The sequence below is a fragment of the Nonomuraea sp. B5E05 genome (genome assembly GCF_039880665.1).
In the GTDB taxonomy this organism is placed as follows: domain Bacteria; phylum Actinomycetota; class Actinomycetes; order Streptosporangiales; family Streptosporangiaceae; genus Nonomuraea.
Genome location: NZ_JBDPMJ010000027.1, coordinates 55017 through 78815, shown reverse-complemented (window position 1 = coordinate 78815; position 23799 = coordinate 55017). Strand labels below are relative to the sequence as shown.

The following is a 23799-nucleotide window of genomic DNA, read 5'->3' as shown; positions in this document are numbered from 1 at the left end:
GGGGGTGCGGCGGCACCCCGGCTGTACGGCCCGCGCCGGGTGGTCAGGCCAGGGTCTCCCACCAGCCGTCCACCATCGGGGCGGCCGTGGTGTCCACCGCCTCGCCCGGCCGGGGCACGGCGATCGTGACGTCGCGGGCCTTGGCCTCGCGCCACAGCCGCTCCACCGGCTCCGCCCACGGGTGCAGGGCCAGCGTGAACGTCGCCCAGTGCACCGGGAGCAGCAGCCTGCCGCCCAGGTCGAGATGGGCGTTGACGGCCTCTTCCGGAGTCATGTGGATGTCCGGCCAGGCCGGGCTGTAGGCGCCGATCGGCACGAGCGTCAGGTCGAAGGGCCCGTGCGCCGAGCCGATGCCCCGGTAACCCTCGAAATAGCCGGAGTCGCCGGCGTAGAACACCCGCCTGCTCGCCCCCGCGACCACCCAGGAGCCCCAGAGCGTGTCGTTGCGGGTGAACGTGCGGCCGGAGAAGTGCCGGGCCGCCGTGGCGACGAAGCGCAGCCCCGCGACCTCGGCCTCCTCGTTCCAGTCGAGCTCGATGATGCGGAACGCGGGCACGCCCCACCGCTCCAGGTGCGCGCCGATGCCGAGCGGCACCAGGAACGGCGCCCGCTGCGTCCGCGTCAGCGCGCGCACGGTCGCCAGGTCGAGGTGGTCGTAGTGGTCGTGGGAGATGGCGATCGCGTCGACCTGCGGCAGCTCGCCGAGCTCCACGGGCACCGGATGGTGGCGCTTCGGGCCGATGAGGTGCGAGGGCGAGGCCCGTCTGCTCCACACCGGGTCGAACAGCACCCGCCTGCCCTCGATCTCGACCAGCGTGGAGGCGTGGCCGTACCAGACGGCCCGCACGCCGTCGGCGGGCGGCGGGCCTGACGGTGGGACGCGCATCGGGACGATGCCGCCGGGGCGGCGCTGCTCCCTGTCCCTGGCCAGGTCGCCGAGCATGCTCGCGGGCGGCCTGGCCAGGGCCGTCTCCGGCGTCGGATTGACGAACGCGCCGTCCTTGAACTGCGGCGAACGTCGTATCCGCCCCTCCCGGTCGGGCCCCGACGTCAGTGGCCGTACGCCCAGCTCGGCGGGCAGGTCGCGCAGTGCCCAGCCGGCTGCGGCGAGGGCCGCACCACCCGCGAGGACGCGCCGTGCCGTCCGCATTCGTGCCATCGCTCACTCCCCTGGAAATTCAGTCCGTCCCGCTCAACCCGGCGGGATTCCCCGGTGTTCCCCAACCTACGATATATCGCGATAGTTCATACCGTGGTCCACACCCTGCGCGGCCCGCCCCACCTGATCCCCGCCGCGGCCGCGGGGCTCGGCGGTCAGCCGATCGGGGAGAAGCCCCGCTTCGACCAGATGGCTCGCGAGGCCGCCTCCGGGTCGTTCAGGTCGGCGGGTTCGACGTCGAAGACGTGGGTGGTGGCGGTCGCCGCGTCGTACCGGGGCCAGCCCGGGTCTCCGGTGGCGGCGAACGCCGTCCAGGCCGTGCGGACCTGGTCCGACAGTTTCGGCAGGTCGGGAGACTCGCCGGCGAGCATCTGCGCCAGCTCGTCGTCGAGCGCCCCGAAGGTGAGCGGCACGTCCAGGCCGTGGCAGGCCCGGAAAACCGGAGTGGGCGCCCAGGTCAGCTCGTAGGCGAAGGTCGTGCCGGTGTGCGCGTCGGCGAGCAGCGCGCTCGGCATCCTGAACATCCAGTCCGACAGCAGCCTCACGTACAGGTCCTCGTCGGGCGCTCCCGGGAACGCCTCGCGGTAGGCACGCTCGGCCCCGGCGGGCGCGAGGACGCGCATGGCCCGCCCGACGTCGTCGAACCGCCCGCCGCCCATGACGTGGAACATCCGGTACTCGTCCCGGTTGAAGCCCGCGATCAGCTCGACGTCACGGCTCGCTCCCGCGGCCAGGGCGTTCCACGGCGTGTCGGGCAGCACCTCGCCGTCCACCACGGGCGCGAACGCGATCGGGGCGAACGCGATGGGTCCCCATTCGCGGGGATTGCCGGGGATGTCCTCGGTGGCGACCGCCTCCGCCGCCGCCACGAGCACCTCCGCGGGGCTGTCGTACGGGGACCTGCCACCGGTCCTGGCGACGATCGACTCCGTGACCCGCGCCGCGTGCGCCGGCGTGAAGAACATCCCCGGCACGCTCTGCGCGATGGCCCGCCGGAACAGGCCGCCGGCCAGGGGCATCGCCATCAGGCAGACGACGGCTCCCGCCCCCGCCGACTCGCCGAACACCGTGACGTTGCCCGGGTCGCCGCCGAACGCCGCGATGTTCTCCCGCACCCAGCGCAGGGCGGCCACCGAGTCCAGCAGGCCCCGGTTGTCAGGGGCGCCGGGAACGTGGCCGTACCCCTCCATGCCGACCCGGTGGTTGAACGTGACCACCACGACGCCGTGGCCCGCCAGCGTCGCGCCGTCGTAGACGGGCAGGTCGGCGCAGCCGGAGCGGTACGCGCCGCCGTAGATCCACACCATGACCGGCAGGCCGGAACCGCCGGGGTCGGGCGTCCAGACGTTCACGGTGAGGCAGTCGAGCCCCTCGTCCGGGCTCCACGCGGGCAGGCCGGGCATCATCGGCGGCTGCGGCGGCCGCGGGCCGAACCGCACGGCCTCCAGCACGCCGTCCCACGGATCGGGCGGCACGGGCGCGGCGAACCGCAGTGGCCCGAACGGGGTCTTCGCGAACGGTATGCCCTTGAAGACCGAGATGCCGTCCTGCTCAGAACCGCGTACCCGGCCGGCGCCGATAGTGATCATTCGATTCCTTCCTTCAGCGTCTCCGATCTTCAGTCTGGTGTTTTTCGCGAGATTTGCGACCCGGAAACGGCCACGGATTGGGGCGGCAGCGGCCCAGCGACTTGGATTGTTGCGCCATCACCGGGGCCAGGCGGCCGGGGCCCGGGCAGCGGCGGTGGCCGTGCCCGAGGCTGTGCCCGACCTCATGGCTGATCAGGTAGCGCCGGTAGGCGGTCAGATCGCCGTCGTAATGCGGGACGCCCGTGGCCCAGCGCAGGGCGTTGATGACCGAGCGGGTGCCGTTCCAGCAGGAGAGGCTGCCCCCGGTGCGCAGCGGCCGGCACTGGCGGCTGGTGAGGCGAGGGCTGGACAGGGCGACGCGCACCCTCACCGGCGGATGATCGACCCTGCGGAAACGCCCCCAGCCCCGCTCGTCGTTGAGCGTGCGGTGCACCTCCGAGGCGAACGTACGGGGATCGAACGGCAGGCCGCGCTCCACCTCGACCAGATACCGCACCACCGCGCCGCGTCCCGGCCTCGCGGGCGCGGCGCCGCGCACGACGGCGTACGTCCCCGACGCCGCGTACGGCACCCGCACGGGCGCGCGCGGTCGCCGTTCGCGAGGTGGCGGTGGCTCGCTGGAGGTGCCGCCGGGGGTCGCTGCCGATGGGGAGACCGGTGGGGCGGCCGGCTCGGTGCCGCATCCGGCGGCCAGGAGGAGCAGGAGCATCATCAGCAGTGCGAGCAGCGGCAACGTGGCCTCCCCACGAGATCACGGTGGGGAGAAATCCGATCATACGAGGCTGCTTGTCACGCTTGTCGGGCGGGGTGAGGGTTGCGGCGGTGAAGGGGGTGCCTAGTGGGGTTGTACGGCGCTCCGGCGCGACGCGGGAGGTGGCGCGGGCGGGCGTTCAGGCGATGGCAGGCGCGTAGGGGGTGAGGTCGATGGGTGGTTCCTCGCCGAGGGCCAGAGCGGCGGCGATCCGGCCGGTGAACGGGCCCGCCGTCAGGCCGTACGAGCTCAGGCCCGTCGCCACCACCACACGGCTGGTGAGGCGGCCGATGAGCGCGCCGCCGGGGGCGTACACCGGGCGCAGCCCGACCCTGGTCTCCGCGACCGTCGCGCCCAGCAGGCCGGGCGCCACCTGCAGCCCCGAGTCGATCACCTCGCCGAGCCCGCCCATCGTGACCCGCGGAGAGAACCCCACGTCCTCGATGGTCGCGCCGATGACGACGCGGGAGCCGGGGAAGCCCAGCAGGTAGGGGCCGATCCTGGGCAGGACGATCGGCCACCAGGCCGTGTCGATGCCCTCCAGGGTGACGTGCAGGATCTGACCGCGCCTCGGGAAGACCGGCAGTTTCACACCCAGCGGCCGGCACACCTCACCCGTCCACGCCCCGGCGGCCACGATGACGACGTCCGCGTCGAGCGGGACACCCTCACCGGGGAAGCTGTGGGCTCCCGTGCCGGTGAGCGGCACGTCCGTCGTCTCGAGCGGCGTCGCCTGCCGCCAGGACGTGCTGCCCGCGCCGGCCACCCGCTCGCCACCGCGGAACGGCACCTCCGCACCCTCCGGCGCGCCCGCCACCTCTGCCCCCGCCGTTCCACCTGTGCGCTCAGCCTCCGGCCCGCCGGTGGCCTGCGCGCCGGCCGGCTCGGTGACTTCCGGACCTTCACTTGTGCGCTCCGCCGCCGGCCCGCCCGTGGCCTCGGCCCCCGCCGTTCCACCTGTGCGCTTCACTCCGGCCGGCCCGCCCGTGACCCCCGCCCCGGCCTGGCCACCCGGGAGCTTTCCATCCGTAGAACCGGCCGTGGTGTCGTCACCGGCAAGCCCGGCACGTCCGGCCGTGGCGTCGCCGTTCGCCGGTCCGGACAGGGGGCTGGTGCGGCCGGTCGTGCCGGGCAGGGCGGAGCCCACGGGGCGCAGGAGAACCTCGCCGCCCGGCGTGAGCGTCGCGATGCCCGCACGGACCTGCGCGCCCCGGGCGATGGCGGCGCGCAGGAGCGCCTCGCGGACCGCGCGTCCGTTCACCCGGGCCGCGCCGGGCACGAGGATCGCGCTCAGGTCGTCGGACAGCGGAGGGAAGAGCTCAGACGGGGTGGGCACGTCGGTGATCTCCCCCATCTCCGGCGCTTCGGGGTAGCGGCGGTGCAACAGGGCGCGTACCTGCTCCAGTTCGGCCGGCTCCTCGGTCACCAGCAAGGCGCCCACCTTGGCGTAGCCGATGTCCTCGCCCAACTCCTCGACCAGCCTCGGATAGTCGCGGGCGCCCTCGCGGGTCAGCTGATACCACGCGTCGTCCTCCGCGTGGTCCACCCACGGGCACACGATCCCCGCGCCCGCCTCCGTCGCCTGGCCCCGGTAGCCCGACTCCACCACCGTCACCGTCGCGCCGCGGCCGGTCAGGTAGTAGGCCGCGGCGGCCCCGATGATGCCGCTTCCGATCACCACAACGCGCATGGTCCAATCGTCGCAGCCTCTCCGAACCGGCATGATGCCCGGGTCGTCCCCTTACCATCCGAATACCGGCCCACGCCCCTTTCGTGCCGGGACGGCCCCCGGGCGCGGCTCGCCGCCGCACCCGGAGACCGCTCCGGTTCCGTACGGGTCAGGCGACCGTGTTGCAGCTGGGCACCCAGCCGACGACGCCCGTGGCGACGTTCCTGCCGTGCTCCCAGTCGCGGGTCGTCACGCCGTTGTCGCACGGCGTGCAGGTCCGGCGCGTTGGAGCAGCGCTCGCCGGTCCAGGTCTCGCTCAGGGACCGGTAGAGGTCCGACATCGCCGGCAGAAACTCGCGCGGGAGGGGCTCCGGGTCCTCGTGCTCACGGGCGTCGATCCGCTCACGGAGGTCGGCGCGGTGGGGAAGATCGCGGTTTCGGACCAGATGTCCTTCACCGCCGACCTCTACACTCCGCCCGCGCGGCGCGCTACGAGCCCGCCCGGTGGGGAGCGCATATCGCGGTGGATTCCAGCCGTCACGCGGTCCCGCTGGAGCGTATCTTGGGGCAGGCACGTGCGGTCGTACCGCACGTGGTCGCCGAGACGCTCCAGCCGGTCGGCCGTTAGCTAGCCGCTAGCCGGCGTCCCAGCCGTGGGTCTTCATGAGCCTGGCCGCCACCCGGGCGAAGCGCTCTCCGTCGAGCACCGCGCCCTCGCGCCGGATGTCGTCCTCGTCCAGCACGAAGACCCGGTCGAGCCGTACGTAGGAGACCCGGTCGTCGCGGCCCCACGAGCCCAGCTCCAGCCAGTCGGAGCCGTCGTCGCCCTTGCTGGACAACATCATGCCGAGGAGCCTGCGCCCGGTGCGGCCCACGACCAGCAGGGGGCGGTCCTTGCCCCTCGACGGATCCTCCTCGTAGGGCACCCAGGCCCAGACGATCTCCCCGGGGTCGGCCATGCCGTCGAGGTCGGGGGAGTAGGCCAGAGTGGCGGGCCCGTGGAGGGTATGGATCTCGCGTACCGCACCCCGGGCGGGCCGGGGGTCCTCACCTAGATCGCGCATTGTGGGAGCTTACGGGGCCAAGTCGGCGAAAATCCATCCCGGGCGGTCAGAGACCCGCGAAGAACGCCCGGATGTCGTCCGCCGGCGCCTCGGGCGCCTGCAGCGCGGCGTCGTGCCCGCCGTCCGGGGAGGCCGACGCCGGGCCGCTCACGCGTATCACCGCCGCCTGCCGCGATCACGAGCAACTCCGTTTCGACGACACCGGCCGCTGTGTCGCCGTCGGCGTTCTCTCGCGCGGAGAGGGGACGATCTCGTCCCCGCCCCGCACGCCGCAAGCCCTCCGGTCATCCGGCCCGGCGGCGACCTCGTCAGGCCGGGCGCTCCGCGCGGTCGCCGGACCAGTCGGTGTGAAAGGCGCCCTCCTTGTCGACCCGGTGATAGGTGTGCGCCCCGAAGTAGTCGCGCAGCCCCTGCACCAGCGCCGCGGGCAGGCGGTCGCGCCGCAGCCCGTCGTAGTAGGCCAGCGCCGAGGAGAAGCCCGGCGTCGGCACGCCGATCTGCACCGCCGTGGTGATCACGCGTCGCCACGACTCCTGGGCGGCGTCCAGGACGGCCGCGAACGTCGGGTCGGCGAGCAGCGTCGGCAACTCCCTGTCGGCGTCGTACGCCGCCCGGATCCGGTCGAGGAACTTGGCCCGGATGATGCACCCGCCGCGCCAGATGGTGGCCATGGCGCCCAAATCGAGGTCCCAGCCGTACTCCTTCGAGGCCGCCGCCATCTGGTCGAAGCCCTGCGCGTACGCCACGATCTTGGAGGCGTAGAGGGCCTGGCGCACGTCCTCGATCAGCTCGCGCCCGCCGACGCCCGACAGCTTCGGCCCTTCCAGGGACGCGGCGGCGGCGCGCTGCTCCGGGTGGCCGGACAACGCGCGGGCGAAGGTCGCCTCGGCGATGCCGGTCACCGGGACGCCCAGGTCGAGCGCGCTCTGCACGGTCCAGCGGCCGGTGCCCTTCTGCTCGGCCTGGTCGACCACGATGTCCACGAACGGCTTGCCCGTCTCGGCGTCCACCTGGTCGAGCACCTCCGCGGTGATCTCGATCAGATAGGAGTCGAGGTCGCCCCGGTTCCACTCCCTGAACACCTCGGCCAGCTCGGCCGGCGTCGCGCCCAGCGCCTGGCGCAGCAGGTCGTAGGACTCCGCGATGAGCTGCATGTCGGAGTATTCGATGCCGTTGTGCACCATCTTCACGAAGTGACCGGCGCCGTCGTGGCCCACGTGCACGCAGCAGGGCACCCCGTCAACCTGGGCCGCGATGTCCTGCAGGATCGGGCCGAGCGCCTCCCACGACTCCTTCGACCCGCCCGGCATGATGCTCGGGCCGAGCAGCGCGCCCTCCTCGCCGCCGGAGATGCCGGTGCCGACGAAGTGGATGCCCCGCTCGCGCAACGCCGCCTCGCGCCGCCGGGTGTCCTGGAAGTGCGCGTTGCCGCCGTCGACGATCATGTCGCCCGGCTCCATCAGGTCGGCGAGCTGGTCGATCACCGCGTCGGTGCCCGCCCCCGCCTTCACCATGATGATCGCCCGGCGCGGGCGCTTCAGCGAGGCCACGAACGCGGCCAGCTCCTCGGACGGCACGAACGTGCCCTCGCCGCCGAACTCCTTGATCAGCTGCTGGGTACGGCTGTACGAGCGGTTGTGCACCGCCACCGCGTATCCGTGCCTGGCGAGGTTGCGGGCCAGGTTGCGTCCCATGGTGGCCAGGCCGGTGACGCCGATTTCTGCCAAATCCATAGTGAATCTCCTCTGTGGGGGGTACGCATGATCCAGCCCGGGCGTTCGGAGGGATATTCCCACCGCGCCCCGCCTGCCGTACATCCGGCTTCTCGAGCCGTCCGGCAGGCCGACGAGAACGTCCTCCCTGCCATACCCACCGGCGCCTGCCCGATGCCGGACGGCCACCATGAGGTGGTGCCCGCCCGCCGGTGGAAACGCCGGGTCGTCCGGCGGGGGAATAGGGTATGCGAAAACGGGCATTGCCGGTCTGATCGCCGCCCTCAGCCGGGGGAGGCGGGCAAGCCGCTCCCGGCGGGGAGCGGAGGAGCCACGACACCATGGGGAACGATGCGGATCATCATCGCGGGCGGCCACGGGAAGATAGCACTGCGCCTGGCGCGCCGCCTCGGATCCGGCGCCGTGGGCCTGGTGCGCGACCCGGCCCACGTCGCCGACGTCGAGGCCACGGGCGCCGAGGCCGTGGTGTGCGACCTGGAGCGGGCGTCGGTCGATGAGGTCGCGCGGATCGCCGAGGGTGCGCGCGCCGTGGTCTTCGCCGCGGGCGCGGGGCCGGGCAGCGGCGCGGCCCGCAAGGAGACCGTCGACAAGGGCGCGTCCGTGCTGCTCGCCGACGCGGCGGAGGCGGCCGGCGTGCGGCGGTTCATCCAGATCTCGAGCATGGGCGCGGGCAAGCCGCCCGCGCCCGGCAGGGACGAGGTCTGGGCCGCCTACATCAAGGCGAAGACCGAGGCCGAGGACGACCTGCGCGCCCGCGACCTCGACTGGACGATCCTGCGCCCGGGCCGGCTGACCGACGACCCGGGCTCCGGCCTGGTCAGGCTGGCGCCGGAGGTCTCGCCGGGCTCCGTGCCCCGCGACGACGTGGCCGCCGTCATCGTGGCCCTGCTCGACACCCCGGGGACCGTGCACCGGACGCTGGAGCTCGTTTCCGGCGACATGCCCGTCGCCGACGCCGTCGCGGGAAGGTGACGAGCGGCGATCGGCCGCCAAGGAGCGGCAGGCTTTGCCGAAAGCTGGCTATGAAGTGCGATATACACGGCTACATGTCCCCTGAGTCTAAGGGGGATTCATGTCTGACATGCCGTTCAGGTCGTTCTTCGGCGGGGACCCGTTCAGGGGGTTCGAGGAGCTCACGGGCCGCGTCTTCGGCGGTATGGAGGCCTGGCCGCCGACCCGGCCCAGCGTCCAGCGGGTGGACGTCGGCAGGCTGCTCAGCGCGTCGGCCAGGGAGGTCCTGAGGCGTGCCCTGGAGGAGGCCGGGCAGCGTGGCGCCGCCGACCTGGACGTGCTCGACCTGCTCGACGCGCTGCTCGACGATGACGCCACGGGGGGCATGTTGCGCTCGGCGGGCGTGGACGTCGGACGGCTGCGCGACCGCATCGACGCGCTCGCCGGTCCCGGCCCTGCCCACCTTCCGCCCGGCGAGCCGCCCACGACGCTCTCACCGGCGGTCAAACGCGCCATCCTGGACGCCCAGCGGATCTCACGCGCCCTGCAGTCGTCGTACATCGGCCCGGAACACCTCCTGCTCGGTCTGGCCGCCAACCCCGACTCCAGCGCCGCCCGCCTCCTGCAGGAACAGGGCGCATCCGCCAACGAGCTGCAGCAGGCCATCATGTCCGGTGACGCGCGGACGGGAGAGCGACGCCGGGGAGGCGGCGACACCCCTACGCTCGACGAGTACGGCAGGGACCTCACGGAAGAGGCCAGGCAGGGCGGGATCGACCCGGTCGTCGGCCGCGAGGACGAGATCGAGCAGTGCATCGAGGTGTTGTCGCGCCGCACCAAGAACAACCCGTGCCTCATCGGCGAGCCGGGCGTCGGCAAGACCGCCATCGTCGAGGGCATCGCCCAGCGCATCGTCAACGGGACCGTCCCCGACATGCTCAAGGACCGCCGCGTCATCGGCCTCGACCTGACGGGGATGGTGGCGGGCACGAAATACCGCGGCGAGTTCGAGGAGCGCATCAAGAAGGTCATCGACGAGGTGCGCGCGCACGCCGACGAGACCATCGTCTTCATCGACGAGGTGCACAACCTGGTCGGCGCCGGCTCCGCCGAGGGCGGCATGGACGCCGCGAACATCCTCAAACCGGCTCTCGCCCGCGGCGAGCTGCACGTCATCGCCGCCACCACCATCGACGAGTACCGCAAGAACATCGAGAAGGACGCCGCGCTCGAACGCCGTTTCCAGCCGATCCTGGTCTCGGAGCCGACCGTGGAGCAGACGGTCGAGATCCTGGCCGGGCTGCGCGACACGTACGAGGCCCACCACCAGGTGCGCATCACCGACGAGGCCCTCGACGCGGCGGCGAACCTGTCGGCCCGCTACATCTCCGACCGCTTCCTGCCCGACAAGGCCATCGACCTCATGGACCAGGGTTCGGCCCGGGTGCGGCTGCGCTCGCGCACGCCCGGCGCCGGCGTGCGCGAGCTGGAGGAGCGCCTCGACTCGCTGCGCCGCGACAAGGAGCAGGCCATCTCCTCCGACGACTTCGACCGCGCTAAGGAACTGACGACCCAGATCGGCAAGATCAGGCCGGAGCTGGAGCGCGCCAGGCGCGGCGAGGACAGCGTGCCGCAGGTCGTGGTGGAGGACATCGCCGAGGTCGTGTCCCGGCAGACCGGCATCCCGGTCACCCAGCTCACCCAGCGCGAGCGCGAGCGCCTCATGAGGCTCGAGGAGCACCTGCACCAGCGCGTGATCGGCCAGGACGAGGCCGTCGTCGCCATCGCCGAGGCGGTGCGCAGGGCGCGGGCGGGCCTGTCCGACCCGAACCGTCCCATCGGCAGCTTCCTGTTCCTGGGCCCCACCGGAGTCGGCAAGACGGAGCTCGCCAGGTCTCTGGCCGCGGCCCTGTTCGGCGGCGAGGACCACATGGTGCGTATCGACATGAGCGAGTACCAGGAGCGGCACACGGTCTCGCGCCTCATCGGCGCGCCGCCCGGGTATATCGGATATGAGGAGGCGGGCCAGCTCACCGAGGCCGTACGCCGCCGCCCGCACGGCGTCATCCTCCTCGACGAGATCGAGAAGGCCCACCCCGACGTGATGAACATCCTGCTGCAGATGCTCGACGACGGCCGGCTCACTGACGGCCACGGCCGCACCGTCGACTTCACCAACACGATCGTCATCATGACCAGCAACATCGGCGCGCAGATGATCCTCGACTCCGAGGACACCCGGGAGCTGCACGACCGGCTCATGGACCTGCTGCGCCACTCGCTCCGGCCCGAGCTGCTCAACCGCATCGACGAGACGATCATCTTCAAGCGGCTGGAACGCGAGCAGCTCCGCCAGATCGTGGACCTGCTGCTGGAGCGGACCCGGCAGCGGCTGCGCGGCCAGGACGTCACGCTGGAGGTCACCGACGCCGCCAAGGACTGGCTGGCCGAGCGCGGCTACCAGCCCGAGTTCGGCGCCCGGCCGCTGCGCCGCACTGTGCAGCGCGAGCTGGACAACCGGCTGTCCACCATGCTGCTGACCGGCGAGATCGAGGAGCACGGCAGGGTCACCGTGGACGTCGACGGCGACGGTCTCCAGCTCAGGGCGCACAGCCCGGACCGGGTCTAGCCGACGGCGGCCTCGGCGCGGCGCCGGCACTCCTCCAGGGTGAGGCCGGCCAGCGCCTCCCGCACGGCGGGCACGCACACCGGCGCCATGGACAGGCTCGTCACCCCGAGCCCGGCCAGCAGCGGCGCGAGCAGCGGATCGCCGGCCGCCTCACCGCACACCCCGACCGGCTTGCCCGCCTCCCTGCCCGCCCGCGCGCACATGCCGATGAGCTGGAGCAGGGCGGGCTGGCGCGGGTCGAGCAGATCGGCCAGCGCCGAGTGCTGGCGGTCGGCGGCGAAGGTGTACTGGGCCAGGTCGTTCGTGCCGATGCTGAGGAAGTCGACCTCCCGCAGCAGCGCCCCGGCCCGCAGCGCCGCCGCCGGCACCTCCACCATCGCGCCCACCTTCGCGATGCCCCGCTCACGGGCGCGGCGGGCGAACCCGCTCGCCTCCGCCACGGTGGTGACCATGGGCGCCATCACCCACGCCTGCGTCCCCGTCGCCCTGGCCGCCTCGGCGATCGCGTCGAGCTGGGTGTCCAGCACATCCGGCAGGACCCGGTCCACCCGCAGGCCCCGCACGCCCAGGGCGGGGTTCGGCTCCTCGGGCAGGCCCAGGAAGGGCAGGGGCTTGTCGGTGCCCGCGTCGAGCGTGCGCACGATCACGGACTCCGCCTGCCCGAACACCTCCGCGTACGCGGCCACCTGCTCCTCGAACGACGGCGCCCCCGTACGGTCGAGGAACAGGAACTCCGTCCTGAACAGCCCGACGCCCTCCGCGCCCGGCCGCAGATCCTTGGCCGAGCCGATGTTGAGCAGCAGCTTCACCGGATGACCGTCGGCGGTCCTGCCGGGGCCGCCGCTCGCCGCCAGCCTGGCCCGCTCCGCGCGGTCGCCCGCCACGATCTCGGCCGCCCGCTCCTCGGAGAGGCCGGTCGTGACCTCGCCGGTGCCGCCGTCCACGCCGATGACCGTGCCGTCGGGCAGGTCCATGACGCCCGCGCAGGCCACCACCGCGGGCAGGCCACGGCCGCGCGCCAGGATCGCGGTGTGGCTGGTGGGCCCGCCCCGCTCCGTGACGAGCGCCAGCACGTCCGGGCCCAGCCCCGCGGTGTCGGCGGGGGAGAGGTCCTCGGCCACCAGCACGTACGGGTGGCCGGGGGCGGGCAGGCCGGGCATCGGCAGGCCGAGCGCGAACGCCACCGCCCGGTGCTTGAGATCGTCCAGGTCGGCGGCCCGCTCGGCCAGGTAGCCGCCCAGCCCGGCCAGGGCGTCGCGGTGCTGGGCGAAGGCGGCGTCGAGAGCGTGCGCGGCGTCGGCGCCGTCGCGCGCCCGCCGCTCGGCCTCCTCCAGCAGCATGGGGTCCTCGGCCATCATGGCCAGCGCCTCAAGAATCTCCGCCGCCTCACCCCCGCCCGCGGCGGACCGGGTGGCCGGGCGGGCGGCCGCGGCGCGGCGGTCGAGGTCGGCGGCGACCGCCTCCAGGGCCCTGGCGACCGTGGCCGCCTCAGCGGCGGCGTCGGTGACCGGGCGGGGTTCGGGCAGCGCCGGCGGCCCCGCCATCCGGATCACCGGGCCCGCCGCCCGACCCTGGCTGACACCGAGCCCGGCGAGCCCTCCGGCGGCACCCGCCTCGGGGCCGCCGGCGGGGGGCGTGACGTTCTGCGGTCCCGTGCTGGAGCCGCCGTCGGGGGTCGTGGCGTCCTGCGGTGCCGTGCCCGGGAGCAGGGGGTCGGAGCGGGACAGGTCACGCATCGAGGGCCTCTTCCGCGTCCAGGTCGCGCGACAGCAGCGCCGCCAGGGAGTCCAGAGCCTCCTCCGCCCCGGGCCCCTCCGCTTCGAGTGTGACCTCAGAGCCGCGCACCGCGCCCAGTGACAGCACCCCCAGCATGCTCTTGGCCGGCACGGACTTCTCGCCCAGCCGCACCGTCACCGGCACCCCCAGTTTCGCCGCCGCCTGGACGAACAGCTTGGCGGGACGGGCGTGCAGGCCGCTGGCCGAGGCCACGGCCACCGTTCGTTGTGCCATGAGAAGCCTCCCAGGCTCCATGTCGGATCTTCAGTGCTGGTTCTCGCGGGGCTGGATGTCAGGGCTCGATGGTGACCTTGATGGCCGCGCCCCTGCTGACGAGATCGATCCCGTCGAGCACCTGGGGCAGCGGCAGCCGATGGGTGATGAGGTCGGACACCACCACGGCGCCGTCGGCGACCAGTCGCAGCGCCTCGGCGTTGTGCGCGGGGCTGGAGCCGTTCGCGCCGACGATGGTCAGCTCGCGGTAGTGCACCAGGTTGGAGTCGAGCGCGATGACAGGATCGTCCTTGGGCAGGCCGCCGAAGAAGCTGATCCGACCCTGCCTGGCCGCCATCCGCACGGCCTGCTCCTGCGCCGCGCCCGACGCCGCCGCCGTGATCACGACGTCCGCGCCCCTGCCGCCGGTCAGCTTGAGCACCTGCTCGGCCGGGTCGGCGTCGATGGCGGCGTCGGGGCGTACGAGCTCGGCCGCCATCGCCAGGCGTTCGGCGTTGACGTCCACGAGGAAGACCCGGGAGGCGCCGCGCGCCCGCGCCAGGCGCACGTGCAGGCAGCCGATCGGGCCCGCGCCCATCACCACCACGTCGTCGCCCGCGCCGACGCGCGCCAGCGACTGGCCGTTCAGCACGCACGCCAGCGGCTCGGCCACCGACGCCTCGGCGAAGCCGACGCCGGACGGGATGGTGTTGACGCCGTCCACGGCCAGCACCTTGGCAGGGACGATCAGGTACTCGGCGAAGCCGCCGTCGTAGTGGTAGCCCATCGACTCCTGGTTCGGGCAGACCGTACGTCGGCCGCGTACGCACTCCTGGCATGTGCCGCACGGGATGGCGGCGATCACCTGCACCCGCGCGCCGGTGCCGACGACCTCGCCGGCGATCTCGTGGCCCATGACGCGCGGCGGCCTGATGTGGTGGTGGCCGAACTTGAAGATCTTGGCGTCCGTCCCGCACGTCGAGCAGTTGCGCACCCGGATCTTCAGCTCGCCGGGCCCCGCCTCGGGCTCGGGGGCGTCCTCGATCCTGATGTCGCCGGGTGCGTGAAATCTGGCGACCTTCATATGAGCTCCTTCATGACCTGCGAGACCTCGGTGGCCTCGCGCAGCGTCCTCGCGCGGTCGGGGTCGAGCAGGATCTCGGCCAGCTGCGACAACAACTGCACGTGCCCGTCGTCCTTGGCGGCGATGCCGACGCACAGGGTGACCTGCTCGCCGTCCCAGTCGACCCCTCCGGGGAAGCGGACCACGCAGATCGCGTCGCGCTGGACGTCCTCCTTGGAGGCGTTCGTCCCGTGCGGGATGGCCACCCCCTCGCCGACGTAGGTGGAGATCGACCGCTCGCGTTCGAGCATCGCCTCGATGTACGGCTCCGCGACCGCCCCCACGTCGGCCAGCGCCCGCCCGCACCGGCGGATGGCCGCCTCGCGGTCGGGGGCGCTCTCGTGCAGCAGCACGGCCCGCGGGTCGAGCAGGTCGTCACGCATCGAGGGTGCCGCCGTTCTTGATGGTGTTCACCAGCTTGGTCACCGCCGGGTCGCCGAGGAAGATCTGGAACGGCACCAGGGGCTTCCCGGGGGCGGAGGCCTTGGCCCTGGCGGCGAGCCCCGAGTGGCACACGATGACGTCGGCGTCGTCGGGGATGGAGTTGACCGGGGTGTGCTCGACGGTGACGCCGCTGTCCTTGAGCTGCTTGCGCAGTTGCGAGGCGAGCATCACGCTGCTGCCCATCCCTGCGTCGCAGGCGACGATGAGCTTCTTGATGTCCTTGCTGTCGATGCTGGGCATGGTTCAGGCCTCCTTGGTGGTGGGCCCAGTGGTGGACCCGGTGGTGGGCCCGGTGACGGGCTCGGTGGTGGGCCCGGTGACGGGCTCGGTGGTGGGCTCGGCGCTCCCGGCGGGTTCTGCGGATTCTGCGGATGCGGTGGGGTCCGCGGAGTCGTCCTGCTCCGCCTTCTCGCCGCGGCCGAAGCCGAGCAGGACGGCGGCGACGGCGAACGACACGGCCGCGGCCACGAGGATTCCCAGGCTGGAGCTGAGCCAGCCGCCCCTCGGGGTGACCGCGAGATACGCGAAGATGCTGCCGGGCGACGGCGAGGCGACCAGCCCGGCGCCGGTGGCGATGAACGTGAACACGCCGGCCGCGCCGCCCGCGATGACGGCCAGGATGAGGCGCGGCTTCATGAGCACGTACGGGAAGTAGATCTCGTGGATGCCGCCGAAGAACTGGATGAGCATCGCGGCGGGGGTGCTGGGCCGCAGCTGGCGCGGGCCGAACAGCAGGAACGCCAGCAGCAGGCCGAGCCCGGGGCCGGGGTTCGACTCGAGCATGAACAGGATCGACTTGCCGGTCTGGGCGGCCTCGGCGATGCCGAGCGGGGTGAGCACGCCGTGGTTGATGGCGTTGTTGAGGAACAGCACCTTGGCCGGCTCGATCAGCAACGAGGCGACGGGGAGCAGGTTGTTGCTGATCAGCCAGCCCACGGCGTTGCCCGCGGCCGTGGTGGCGGCCTCCACGATCGGGCCGATGCCCAGCATGCCGATGACGGCCATCACGCCGCCCACGATGCCGGCGGAGAAGTTGTCCACCAGCATCTCGAAGCCGGCCTTGGTCCGCTGCTCCGTGAACTTGTCCACATATTTCAGGATCAAGGCGGTGAGCGGGCCGATGATCATGGCGCCGAGGAACATCGGGGACTCGGTGCCCACCACGACGCCCATGACCGCCACCGCGCCGACGACCGCGCCGCGCTGCCCGTGCACCATCCGGCCGCCGGTGTAGGCGATGAGGACCGGCAGCAGGGTTCCGATGATCGGGCCGACCATCTTCGCGAGGGTCTCGTTGGGCAGCCAGCCGGTCGGGATGAACAGCGCGGTGATCAGACCCCAGGCGATGAACGCGCCGATGTTCGGCATGATCATGCCGGCCAGATGGCCGCCGATGCGCTGGATGGTGGCCTTGATACCGGTTCCGGTGACCGGGGGTGTGTAACTTTCGGCCATGGGACTTGCTCCTTCGGGGGATGAGCAGTGATCAGCCGCTTCGCTGGGTCAGGGGAGTACGGGTGCGGGCGGGGCCGGCAGGGCGGGGGAGGCGAGGGGACGGGCCGGGTCGGGGGAGCCGACGGTGACGGCGCCGGGGTCGATGTCGGCGGGGCCGGGCATCCGGCTGCCGGGCAGGCGCACCGCCGCGGCGCCCCAGGCCAGCGCCTGGGCCAGCGCGCCGGGGCCGCGCCCGCCTCCGGCGAGGAAACCGGCCAGCATGGCGTCGCCCGCGCCGACGGAGCTGCGGGGTTCGGTGACGGGGGCTTCGCCGTACCAGATGCCGTCCGGCCCGACGAGGACGGCGCCGTCGCCGCCCAGGCTGGCCAGCACCGCCCGCGCGCCCGCGGCACGTAACGTGGCCGCCGCCTTCACGACGTCGCCCACGCAGCGGATGGGCATGCCGGTGGCGGCGGAGAGCTCCTCGGCGTTCGGCTTCACCAGGGCCGGCGCGGAGCCGAGCGCGCAGGACAGCGCCGGGCCGCTGGTGTCGACCGCCATGTGGATGCCCGCCCCGGCGAACCTGCGGCACAACGACGCGTAGACGTCGGCGGGGACCTCGGGCGGAAGGCTGCCCGAGGCGACCACCCAGTCGGCTCCCCGGTCGCCGGAGTGCGCGGCCTCCAGCACGGCGTCGGCGATCGTGTCGAGCTCGTCCTGCGCGAGGGCCGTGCCGGGCTCGTTGATCTTCGTGACGGTGCCGTCGGGTTCGGCGAGGGTGACGTTCGATCTGGTCGGGCCCGCGACGGGGACGGTGACCATGTCGAGCCCCTCCGCGGCGAGCAGCCGTACGAGCTGTCTGCCCTCGTCACCGCCGAACGGCACCACCGCGCGCGAGGCGACCGCGTTGGCCAGCAGGGCGCGCGAGACGTTCACCCCCTTGCCGCCCGGGTCGAGGTGGGCGGCGGCGGCGCGGATGACCGCGCCCCTGTCCAGGGCGGCGATCTCGATCGTGCGGTCGAGGCTGGGGTTGAGCGTCAGGGTGAGGATCACGCCCGGATCACCTCCGGGCCCGCCGCGGCCAGGTCGGCGGCCAGCGCGACGTCCAGGCCGGTGTCGGTGATCAGCACGTCGATCTCGGCGAGCTCGGCGAACGTGGCCAGATAGGTGTTGGTGAACTTCGTGTGATCGGCCAGCAGCACGCTGCGCTGCGCGGCTTTGACCATGGCCCGCTTGATCGCCGCCTCCGCCGGGTCGGGCGTGGTCAGGCCCCTGCTCAGCGAGCAGCCGTTGGTGGCCATGAACGCCACGTCGACGTTGAGGTGGGCCAGCGGGCGCAGCGCCCAGTCGTCGACGGTGGCGAGCGTCTTGCCGCGCAGCCGGCCACCGAGCATGATCACGTGCAGGTTGGCGCGGGCCGCCAGGGCGGTGGCCAACGGTGGGGAGTTCACCACCACGGTGAGCTCCCGGTCGGCGGGCAGCACCTGGACCAGCCGTCCCGTGGTGGTGCCCGCGTCGATGATCACGGAACCGTCGTCGGGGAGCTCGGCGAGCGCAGCCTTGGCGATGCGCTCCTTCTCGCCCGTCATCACCTCGTCGCGGGTGGCCAGCGCGGGCTCGAACCCCAGCCGCTCCACGGGGATCGCGCCCCCGTGGACCCGGCGCAGCACGCCCGCCCGCTCCAGCGACGTCAGGTCGCGGCGAATCGTCTCGGTGGTCACGTCGAGCTCGGCGGCCAGCGTCACCACGTCGACGCGGCCCGCGGACCGCGCTCTCCGCAGGATCTCCTGCTGCCGCTCCTCGGCGTACATGATGTTGGTTCACCGCCGTTTCGGGTTGGTTTCATCTGTGTTTATACCCGCTTAGTTGTGCGGTCAAGGGGATAGGGGCGGAATCTGGTAGTTGTAGGCGGGTGCGAATCAAGCCCCTTGCCGCCGTGCCCGTCGCCCTCGCCGCCGCGCTGACCGCCGTACCCGCTCACGCCGAGGCGGCCAAGCCGCCCTCCGTCCCCGCCGGCACCACGGCCGCGTGGCTGGTCTTCGACCGGCAGGCGGGCACGTTCGTGGCCACGCGCAACGCGCACAGGAAGTACCGCTCGGCCTCCATCGTCAAGATCCTGATCGCGATCGACTACCTGGAGCGGCACAAGAGCGTGCCGGCGGCCGACGCCAAGCTGCTCAGGGGCATGTTGCGGGCCAGCGACGACGACGCGGCCTCGACGTTCTGGGAACGCGAGGGCGAGGGGAAGATCATCGTCAGGATGGCCCGCAAGCTCGGCCTGGCCGACACCACACCGCCGCCCGCCTCCAAGCCGGGCTTCTGGGGCTACACCTCGCTCAGCGCGTACGACATCGTGCGCACCTACCGCTACCTGTTCGACCGGGCCGACGCCAAGGTAAGGAACCTGATCCTGGGCCACCTGCGCAAGGCCACGCCGTGCGGGGCCGACGGCTTCGACCAGACCTTCGGCATCCCCGACGCGATCCCCCGGCCGTGGGCGGTCAAGCAGGGCTGGTCCGGGTTCGGCATGACCCCGCCGAGCCGCTGCAAGGACGCCAAGGCCGTCGGCGCGCCCATCTCGTGGGTGGCGCAGCGGGCCACCGGCTCAGGCGTGCCCGACTACGGCCGCCCGGTGCTGCACACGACCGGCCTGGCCGGCCAGGGCGACCGGTACGTCATGGCGGTGCTCACCGCGCACCCGGTGGGCGGCACATGGAGCGGCTCGGTCAAGCGCATCACCAGGCTCACCCGCGACCTCTACCGCAGCGTCGCCGGCTGACGTCCACGCCCGCCCGGGGGAGCGTCACCGCTGTGGCCGGTGTTGCCTCGCGGGGCGGGCGGGCCGGTAGAGTCGGCCCGATGACGAAGCATGCGATCACCCCGCAGGCCGGCATTCTCGGTGACACGTTCGGCTGCGCCTGCGGCGTGGCCCTGGCCGGCCGGATGCCGGCCGAGCTCCACGCCGCCGAGAACGGCCTGTGCTCGGCGTGCCTCGGCTCGGCGGAGGAAGAGGTGACGGCCGGCATGACGCGCGGGTGCCCGTCGTGCGCGGGCAGCGGCCGCCGCAGGGAGCAGGTCACCTGGCAGCTGGCGCACGCCGAGGCCGAGCACCTGATCACGATGACCATCGTGCGCGGGATCGTGGCGGGTTTCGAAGGGCCGTTCCGCCTGTCGGAGATCGCCGACACGGTCAGGACGGGTCTCGGGCTGCCCGCCGGGCTGCTGCCCGTCGGGCCGCGCGTGCGCGACCTGCTGCTGCAACTGCAGGCAGCGGGTGAGATCACCATGCTGTCGGCGCCCGACGAGCTCATCGGCTCCGACATGGTCCTCTACCGCGACCCCCAGTGGCAGCGCGCCAGGACCCTCGGCATCTGACAGCGCCCGGGCCGGGCTCGGAGCGGGAGCTCCGGCCAGTGCGCGGGCCCGCGCCTCCGGTCGCCTGGGGAGGCGCGCCTCCGGCCGGCGGGTCCGCGGGGCGGGCTCAGGCGCGGCAGAGGATCTCGCCGTGCAGGAGCGACATCCAGCCGTCGCCGTCGGCCGCCCACGCCAGCCACCCCTCCGAGATCCGCCGCAGGTCCGCCTCCGTGGCGGCGCCCGTGGCCAGGGCCTGCCGGGCCATCGCGGAGTGCAGGATCCGCTCGGACCACATCCCGCCCCACCAGGCCCGGTCTTCGGGCGTGGCGAAGCACCAGGTCGACGACGTGGCGGTGACGTCCTCGAACCCGGCGGCCCGCGCCCACGACAGCAGCAGCCGCCCCGCCTCCGGCTCGCCGCCGTTGCCCCGCGCGATCCTCTGGTACAGCTCCATCCACTCGTCCAGCACCGGCAGCCGCGGGTGCCAGGCGAACGCCGTGTAGTCGCTGTCGCGGGCCGCCACGAACCCGCCCGGCTTGGTGATCCTGCGCATCTCCCGCAGCGCGCGCACCGGGTCGCCCACGTGCTGCAGCACCTGGTGGGCGTGGACCACGCAGAACGTGTCGTCGTCGAAGCCGAGCGCGTGCACGTCGGCGACGGCGAAGTCGACGTTGCCCAGGCCGCGGGCGCGCACCTCGGCTCTGGCCAGGTCGAGCGCCTCCGCGCTCACCTCGGACGCCGTCACGTGCCCCACCCTGGTCGCGAGGTCCGCGGTGATGGTGCCGGGTCCGCTGCCCACGTCGAGCACCTTCATGTGGGGCTTCAGGTGAGGCAGCAGGTACGCGGCCGAGTTCTCGGCGGTGCGCCAGCGGTGCGAGCGCAGCACCGACTCGTGGTGGCCATGCGTGTAGACGGCTTCCATCGCCGAACTCCTTCGTCTTCGCCGGACCGTTGCCGGCGACCCTAGCGTGTATCTCGCTATTCAAGAGAAAGTGTCCCGCTATACGAGACAAGCGCGGCGCGGCCACGGCCCCTGGTGAGTCGGGTGAGCGCCCGGGTAGGGGGCGGGCACCGACCCACAGGAGGACCCATGGCGAAGACCGTGGCAGACGTCATGACAGCCCACCCGGCCACGATCGAGGGCGACCAGCCGGTTTCCGCCGCCGCGGCGCTCATGCGCGAGCACGACACCGGGGCGATCATCGTCAACGACAACGGCCGCATGCAGGGCATCGTCACCGACCGTGACATCGCCGTGCGCGTGGTCGCCGCCGAGCGCGGCCCGGACACGCCGGTACGCGAGGCGTGCAGCCCGGCCGTCGAGGCCGTCGATCCCGACACCGGCATCGAGCAGGCCGTGCGGATGATGCGCTCGCACGCCGTCCGCCGCCTCCCCGTGGTCGAGGACGGCCGCCCCGTCGGCATCGTCAGCCTGGGAGACCTGGCCGTCGAGCGCGACCCGGACTCGGCGCTCGCCGATATCTCGGCCGCCGAGGGAAATCGGTAACGTTGCCCGCGTGGTCACAGTCGACGACGTACGGCAGTTCGCGCGCACGCTCCCGCGCTCCACTGAGCACCTCATCCGGGACCGCGTCAAGTTCCGGGTAGGACAGATCGTCTACGTGGCGTTCTCGCGCGACGAGACGCTGATGGGCTTCGGGTTCCCGAAGGAGGAGCGGGCGGCGCTCGTGGCCGCCGAGCCGGACAAGTTTCTCATGCCGGGGGAGCCGGACCTGCGCTTCAACTGGGTGGAGGTGCGGGTCGGCGCCATCGACGTCGCCGAGATGCGCGAACTCGTGCTGGAGGCCTGGCGGATGTGCGTACCGAAGAAGGTGCGCCTGGAACAGCAGCGGCAGGCCGGCACGCCCTGAGCGCCCGGCGGCCCAGTGCGCGCCGGACGACACGTCAGCCGCGGACGTCGGCCAGCCCGCGCAGCCGGCGCAGCGCCTTGCGGGCGGCCGCCGAGACCCGCTGGTCCGGGTGGTGGTCGATGAACAACCGCAGCACCTGACCCGTCCACGGATGGTCGCCGAAGGCCAGGATCGGGATCGTGCCCGCCTGCTCCTCCGCGTCCATGCCCAGGGCGATCGACTCGATCACCTGGCCCGGCTCGTCCCCGAACTCCAGCAGCGCCGCCGCCATGTCCACCAGCACCCACGCGATCTCGTCCGGCGCGGGCTGCCGCTCGGTGCGTCCGGTCCTGGCCGCGATCACCGCGCCGAGCTTGCGCTTCTCCAGGTGCCGGGAGAGTGCCAGCCGCCCCTCGTCGCCGAACTGCGTCGACAACAGCTCCACGCCGATCGCCCGGCTCAGCGGGCTGACCGTGGCCAGCGCCGCGGCGATCTCGGCCACCGCCTCATCGCGGTCCCGGCCCTTCAGCCATCCCGCCAGCTCCTCGTCGCGTTCCGCCTCCGGGTAGGAGCGCAGGCCGTGCAGCAGGGCCGCGGCGTCGCCGTCCGCGAACGAGCCCATGACCGGGACCTCCTGCCCGGTGGTCGCCGCGACCATCAGCCGCGCCACCCACAGGCCGAGCCAGCTCAGCGTGTACGGCTCCTCCTGGCGGACCAGCCCGAGCCCCGTCAGCGTCTCCGGCACCTCGTCCTGGTGCGGCTCGCGCGTCAGGAACATCCTGATCAGTTCGAGCAGCAGGGCGCCGTCGGCGGCCAGCAGGTCGCGGCAGTGTCCCGCCCAGGCGGCCAGCACCTCGGAGTCGTCGCCTTCCGGCTTCAGTTCCCCGGCCAGCGGGGCGGCGCGCACCGCCGTCGCGAGCGTGGCCTCGCCCGGCAGCCGGATCGGTGGTTGCAGGGGCAGCGTGTCGTCGTGGTAGGAGCTCACCAGCCCATCCTGTCGCGATATTTCTGTTAAAGTGCCAGCCGACACCGAAAAGTCGGAAGAAAGGAGGCGCTGAGATGTCCGGCATTACCACGGGCGCTTCTCGCGCCCGCTTCCACTTCTCGGAGGAACCATGCGTTTCCGTCCCGCGGTCAAGGACGACCTAGACCGCCTGCTCGGCTGCGTCGTCGACGAGCCCATCAGCTGGGCCCACCCTGAACGGCTGCTGTCGTACCTGGAGAGCCGCAACTACGGCTACGACCGCATCTGGCTGGCCACCGATGACGACACCGATGACATCCTCGCCCGCGCCGTCTGGTGGAGCTTCCCCGACGGAGCCAGGCCGCTCGCGCTGGACTGTCTCTACGTGCACCCGTCGGCCGGCGACCGCGTGGGCGTGGCCGCCGAGTTGCTGCGCCACGCCCACGCCGCCTTCGGGCGGGCGCCCGAGTACCACGTCTTCGTGCCCGACGGCTGGCGCGGCGACCCCGCGGTCACGGCGGCCATCGGCTGGCGCTGGGAGGCCGCCGGCCGCGCCGGGCTGACCGAGGAGCTCGAACGCCTGCGCTATGCGTGGACGGCGGGCGACGCACCCGTTCCAGAGCCGCCGGACCGGCTCGTGTTCCGTGGCGAGGAGGACGACGAGGTCTTCGTGGAGGCGTTCCGGCGGGTGGCCGCCGGCTCGCTCGACTTCGCCACGCGCCAGGCCCTGCGCACCATGGACCCGGTGGAGCAGGCCCGCGAGGACGTCCGCGACTACGCGTCCATGCGGGGCGAACGGTCCTGGTGGCGGCTGGCCTACGACAGGAGCGGCGACCTCGTCGGGGTCGCCCTGCCCTCCGCCAACGACGCCGGGCCCGTGGTCGGCTATCTCGGAGTGGTGCCCGAGCAGCGCGGCCACGGGTACGTCGACGACCTCCTCGCCGAGATCACCCGCTTCCACGCGGAGCGGGGCGTCCAGCGGATCGTGGCCGACACCGACTCCGGCAACGTGCCGATGGCCAGGGCGTTCGAGCGGGGCGGCTACCGCACCTTCGCCATCAGGCTCGTCCTGTCGGCCGATCCCGCGGTTCCGTAA

23 protein-coding genes are annotated in these 23799 nt (G+C 72.8%); 7 read left to right on the top strand and 16 right to left on the bottom strand.

Translation table 11 applies throughout. From position 1 onward, the window contains the following. Positions 1-43: 43 nt before the first annotated feature. The 6 genes from ABGB01_RS36805 to gndA form a co-directional block, all read right to left on the bottom strand. Positions 44-1159 (bottom strand): MBL fold metallo-hydrolase, encoded by a 1116-nt coding sequence (locus ABGB01_RS36805; RefSeq protein WP_347778194.1) that lies wholly within the window; start codon positions 1157-1159, stop codon positions 44-46. Positions 1160-1314: 155 nt separating this feature from the next. Then, positions 1315-2748 (bottom strand): carboxylesterase family protein, encoded by a 1434-nt coding sequence (locus tag ABGB01_RS36800; protein ID WP_347778193.1) that lies wholly within the window; start codon positions 2746-2748, stop codon positions 1315-1317. Between the two features lie 13 nt (positions 2749-2761). After that, positions 2762-3481: a DUF3152 domain-containing protein gene (locus tag ABGB01_RS36795; protein ID WP_347778192.1), complete on the bottom strand. Its 720-nt coding sequence runs from the start codon at positions 3479-3481 to the stop codon at positions 2762-2764. 157 nt (positions 3482-3638) lie between these two features. After that, complete coding sequence (locus ABGB01_RS36790) at positions 3639-5189, bottom strand: FAD-dependent oxidoreductase (RefSeq protein WP_347778191.1); 1551 nt, start codon at positions 5187-5189, stop codon at positions 3639-3641. Positions 5190-5803: 614 nt separating this feature from the next. Then, positions 5804-6232 (bottom strand): type II toxin-antitoxin system PemK/MazF family toxin, encoded by a 429-nt coding sequence (locus ABGB01_RS36785; RefSeq protein WP_347778190.1) that lies wholly within the window; start codon positions 6230-6232, stop codon positions 5804-5806. Positions 6233-6540: 308 nt separating this feature from the next. Then, positions 6541-7965 carry an NADP-dependent phosphogluconate dehydrogenase gene (gene gndA, locus ABGB01_RS36780; protein ID WP_347778189.1) on the bottom strand — a complete coding sequence of 475 codons (1425 nt, stop codon included), beginning with the start codon at positions 7963-7965 and terminating at the stop codon, positions 6541-6543. A 330-nt stretch (positions 7966-8295) separates the two neighbouring features. Between gndA and ABGB01_RS36775 the strand changes: the two genes are divergently transcribed. Both ABGB01_RS36775 and ABGB01_RS36770 read left to right on the top strand, forming a co-directional pair. Beyond that, entirely contained in the window at positions 8296-8937 is a 642-nt protein-coding gene (locus tag ABGB01_RS36775) for an SDR family oxidoreductase (RefSeq protein ID WP_347778188.1), read from the top strand. A gap of 100 nt (positions 8938-9037) precedes the next feature. Beyond that, positions 9038-11545 carry an ATP-dependent Clp protease ATP-binding subunit gene (locus ABGB01_RS36770; protein ID WP_347778187.1) on the top strand — a complete coding sequence of 836 codons (2508 nt, stop codon included), beginning with the start codon at positions 9038-9040 and terminating at the stop codon, positions 11543-11545. Here ABGB01_RS36770 and ptsP read toward each other — a convergent pair. Genes ptsP through ABGB01_RS36730 form a run of 8 tightly spaced genes read right to left on the bottom strand, consistent with a single transcriptional unit; the run spans position 11542 to position 18346 of the window. Continuing rightward, the gene (ptsP, locus tag ABGB01_RS36765) at positions 11542-13281 is read right to left on the bottom strand and encodes a phosphoenolpyruvate--protein phosphotransferase (RefSeq protein ID WP_347778186.1); all 1740 of its coding nucleotides are present in this window, start codon (positions 13279-13281) and stop codon (positions 11542-11544) included. The genes ABGB01_RS36770 and ptsP overlap by 4 nt on opposite strands. Then, on the bottom strand, positions 13274-13555 hold the full coding sequence (locus ABGB01_RS36760) for an HPr family phosphocarrier protein (RefSeq protein WP_132518581.1): 282 nt from the start codon (positions 13553-13555) through the stop codon (positions 13274-13276). The genes ptsP and ABGB01_RS36760 overlap by 8 nt, the downstream gene beginning before the upstream one ends. A gap of 58 nt (positions 13556-13613) precedes the next feature. Next, positions 13614-14618: a zinc-dependent dehydrogenase gene (locus ABGB01_RS36755; protein WP_347778185.1), complete on the bottom strand. Its 1005-nt coding sequence runs from the start codon at positions 14616-14618 to the stop codon at positions 13614-13616. After that, positions 14615-15040, bottom strand: a complete 426-nt coding sequence (locus tag ABGB01_RS36750) for a PTS sugar transporter subunit IIA (protein ID WP_347778184.1) — start codon at positions 15038-15040, stop codon at positions 14615-14617. The genes ABGB01_RS36755 and ABGB01_RS36750 overlap by 4 nt, the downstream gene beginning before the upstream one ends. After that, on the bottom strand, positions 15033-15341 hold the full coding sequence (locus ABGB01_RS36745; RefSeq protein WP_347778183.1) for a PTS lactose transporter subunit IIB: 309 nt from the start codon (positions 15339-15341) through the stop codon (positions 15033-15035). The genes ABGB01_RS36750 and ABGB01_RS36745 overlap by 8 nt, the downstream gene beginning before the upstream one ends. 3 nt (positions 15342-15344) lie before the next feature. After that, complete coding sequence (gene mtlA / locus ABGB01_RS36740) at positions 15345-16556, bottom strand: mannitol-specific PTS transporter subunit IIC (protein ID WP_347778182.1); 1212 nt, start codon at positions 16554-16556, stop codon at positions 15345-15347. Between the two features lie 48 nt (positions 16557-16604). Then, positions 16605-17588 carry a 1-phosphofructokinase gene (gene pfkB, locus ABGB01_RS36735; protein ID WP_347778181.1) on the bottom strand — a complete coding sequence of 328 codons (984 nt, stop codon included), beginning with the start codon at positions 17586-17588 and terminating at the stop codon, positions 16605-16607. Further along, entirely contained in the window at positions 17585-18346 is a 762-nt protein-coding gene (locus tag ABGB01_RS36730) for a DeoR/GlpR family DNA-binding transcription regulator (RefSeq protein ID WP_132598494.1), read from the bottom strand. The genes pfkB and ABGB01_RS36730 overlap by 4 nt, the downstream gene beginning before the upstream one ends. 101 nt (positions 18347-18447) lie before the next feature. Here ABGB01_RS36730 and ABGB01_RS36725 point away from each other — a divergent pair, with 101 nt between their 5' ends. Together ABGB01_RS36725 and ABGB01_RS36720 are read left to right on the top strand one after the other, a co-directional pair. Then, complete coding sequence (locus ABGB01_RS36725; protein ID WP_347778180.1) at positions 18448-19314, top strand: hypothetical protein; 867 nt, start codon at positions 18448-18450, stop codon at positions 19312-19314. A gap of 80 nt (positions 19315-19394) precedes the next feature. Further along, positions 19395-19910 (top strand): hypothetical protein, encoded by a 516-nt coding sequence (locus tag ABGB01_RS36720; RefSeq protein WP_347778179.1) that lies wholly within the window; start codon positions 19395-19397, stop codon positions 19908-19910. Between the two features lie 106 nt (positions 19911-20016). Here the strand turns inward: ABGB01_RS36720 and ABGB01_RS36715 are convergent, their stop codons facing one another. Continuing rightward, the gene (locus ABGB01_RS36715; protein WP_347778178.1) at positions 20017-20811 is read right to left on the bottom strand and encodes a methyltransferase domain-containing protein; all 795 of its coding nucleotides are present in this window, start codon (positions 20809-20811) and stop codon (positions 20017-20019) included. Positions 20812-20979: 168 nt separating this feature from the next. Here ABGB01_RS36715 and ABGB01_RS36710 point away from each other — a divergent pair, with 168 nt between their 5' ends. Both ABGB01_RS36710 and ABGB01_RS36705 read left to right on the top strand, forming a co-directional pair. Next, positions 20980-21396, top strand: a complete 417-nt coding sequence (locus ABGB01_RS36710; protein WP_347778177.1) for a CBS domain-containing protein — start codon at positions 20980-20982, stop codon at positions 21394-21396. Positions 21397-21406: 10 nt separating this feature from the next. Beyond that, positions 21407-21760 carry an MmcQ/YjbR family DNA-binding protein gene (locus ABGB01_RS36705; RefSeq protein ID WP_347778176.1) on the top strand — a complete coding sequence of 118 codons (354 nt, stop codon included), beginning with the start codon at positions 21407-21409 and terminating at the stop codon, positions 21758-21760. Positions 21761-21794: 34 nt separating this feature from the next. On the opposite strand, the gene ABGB01_RS36700 is transcribed toward ABGB01_RS36705, so the two are convergent. Then, positions 21795-22724, bottom strand: a complete 930-nt coding sequence (locus tag ABGB01_RS36700) for a hypothetical protein (RefSeq protein WP_347778175.1) — start codon at positions 22722-22724, stop codon at positions 21795-21797. Between the two features lie 130 nt (positions 22725-22854). On the opposite strand from ABGB01_RS36700, the gene ABGB01_RS36695 reads away from it, so the two are divergent. Then, positions 22855-23799: a GNAT family N-acetyltransferase gene (locus ABGB01_RS36695; protein ID WP_347778174.1), complete on the top strand. Its 945-nt coding sequence runs from the start codon at positions 22855-22857 to the stop codon at positions 23797-23799.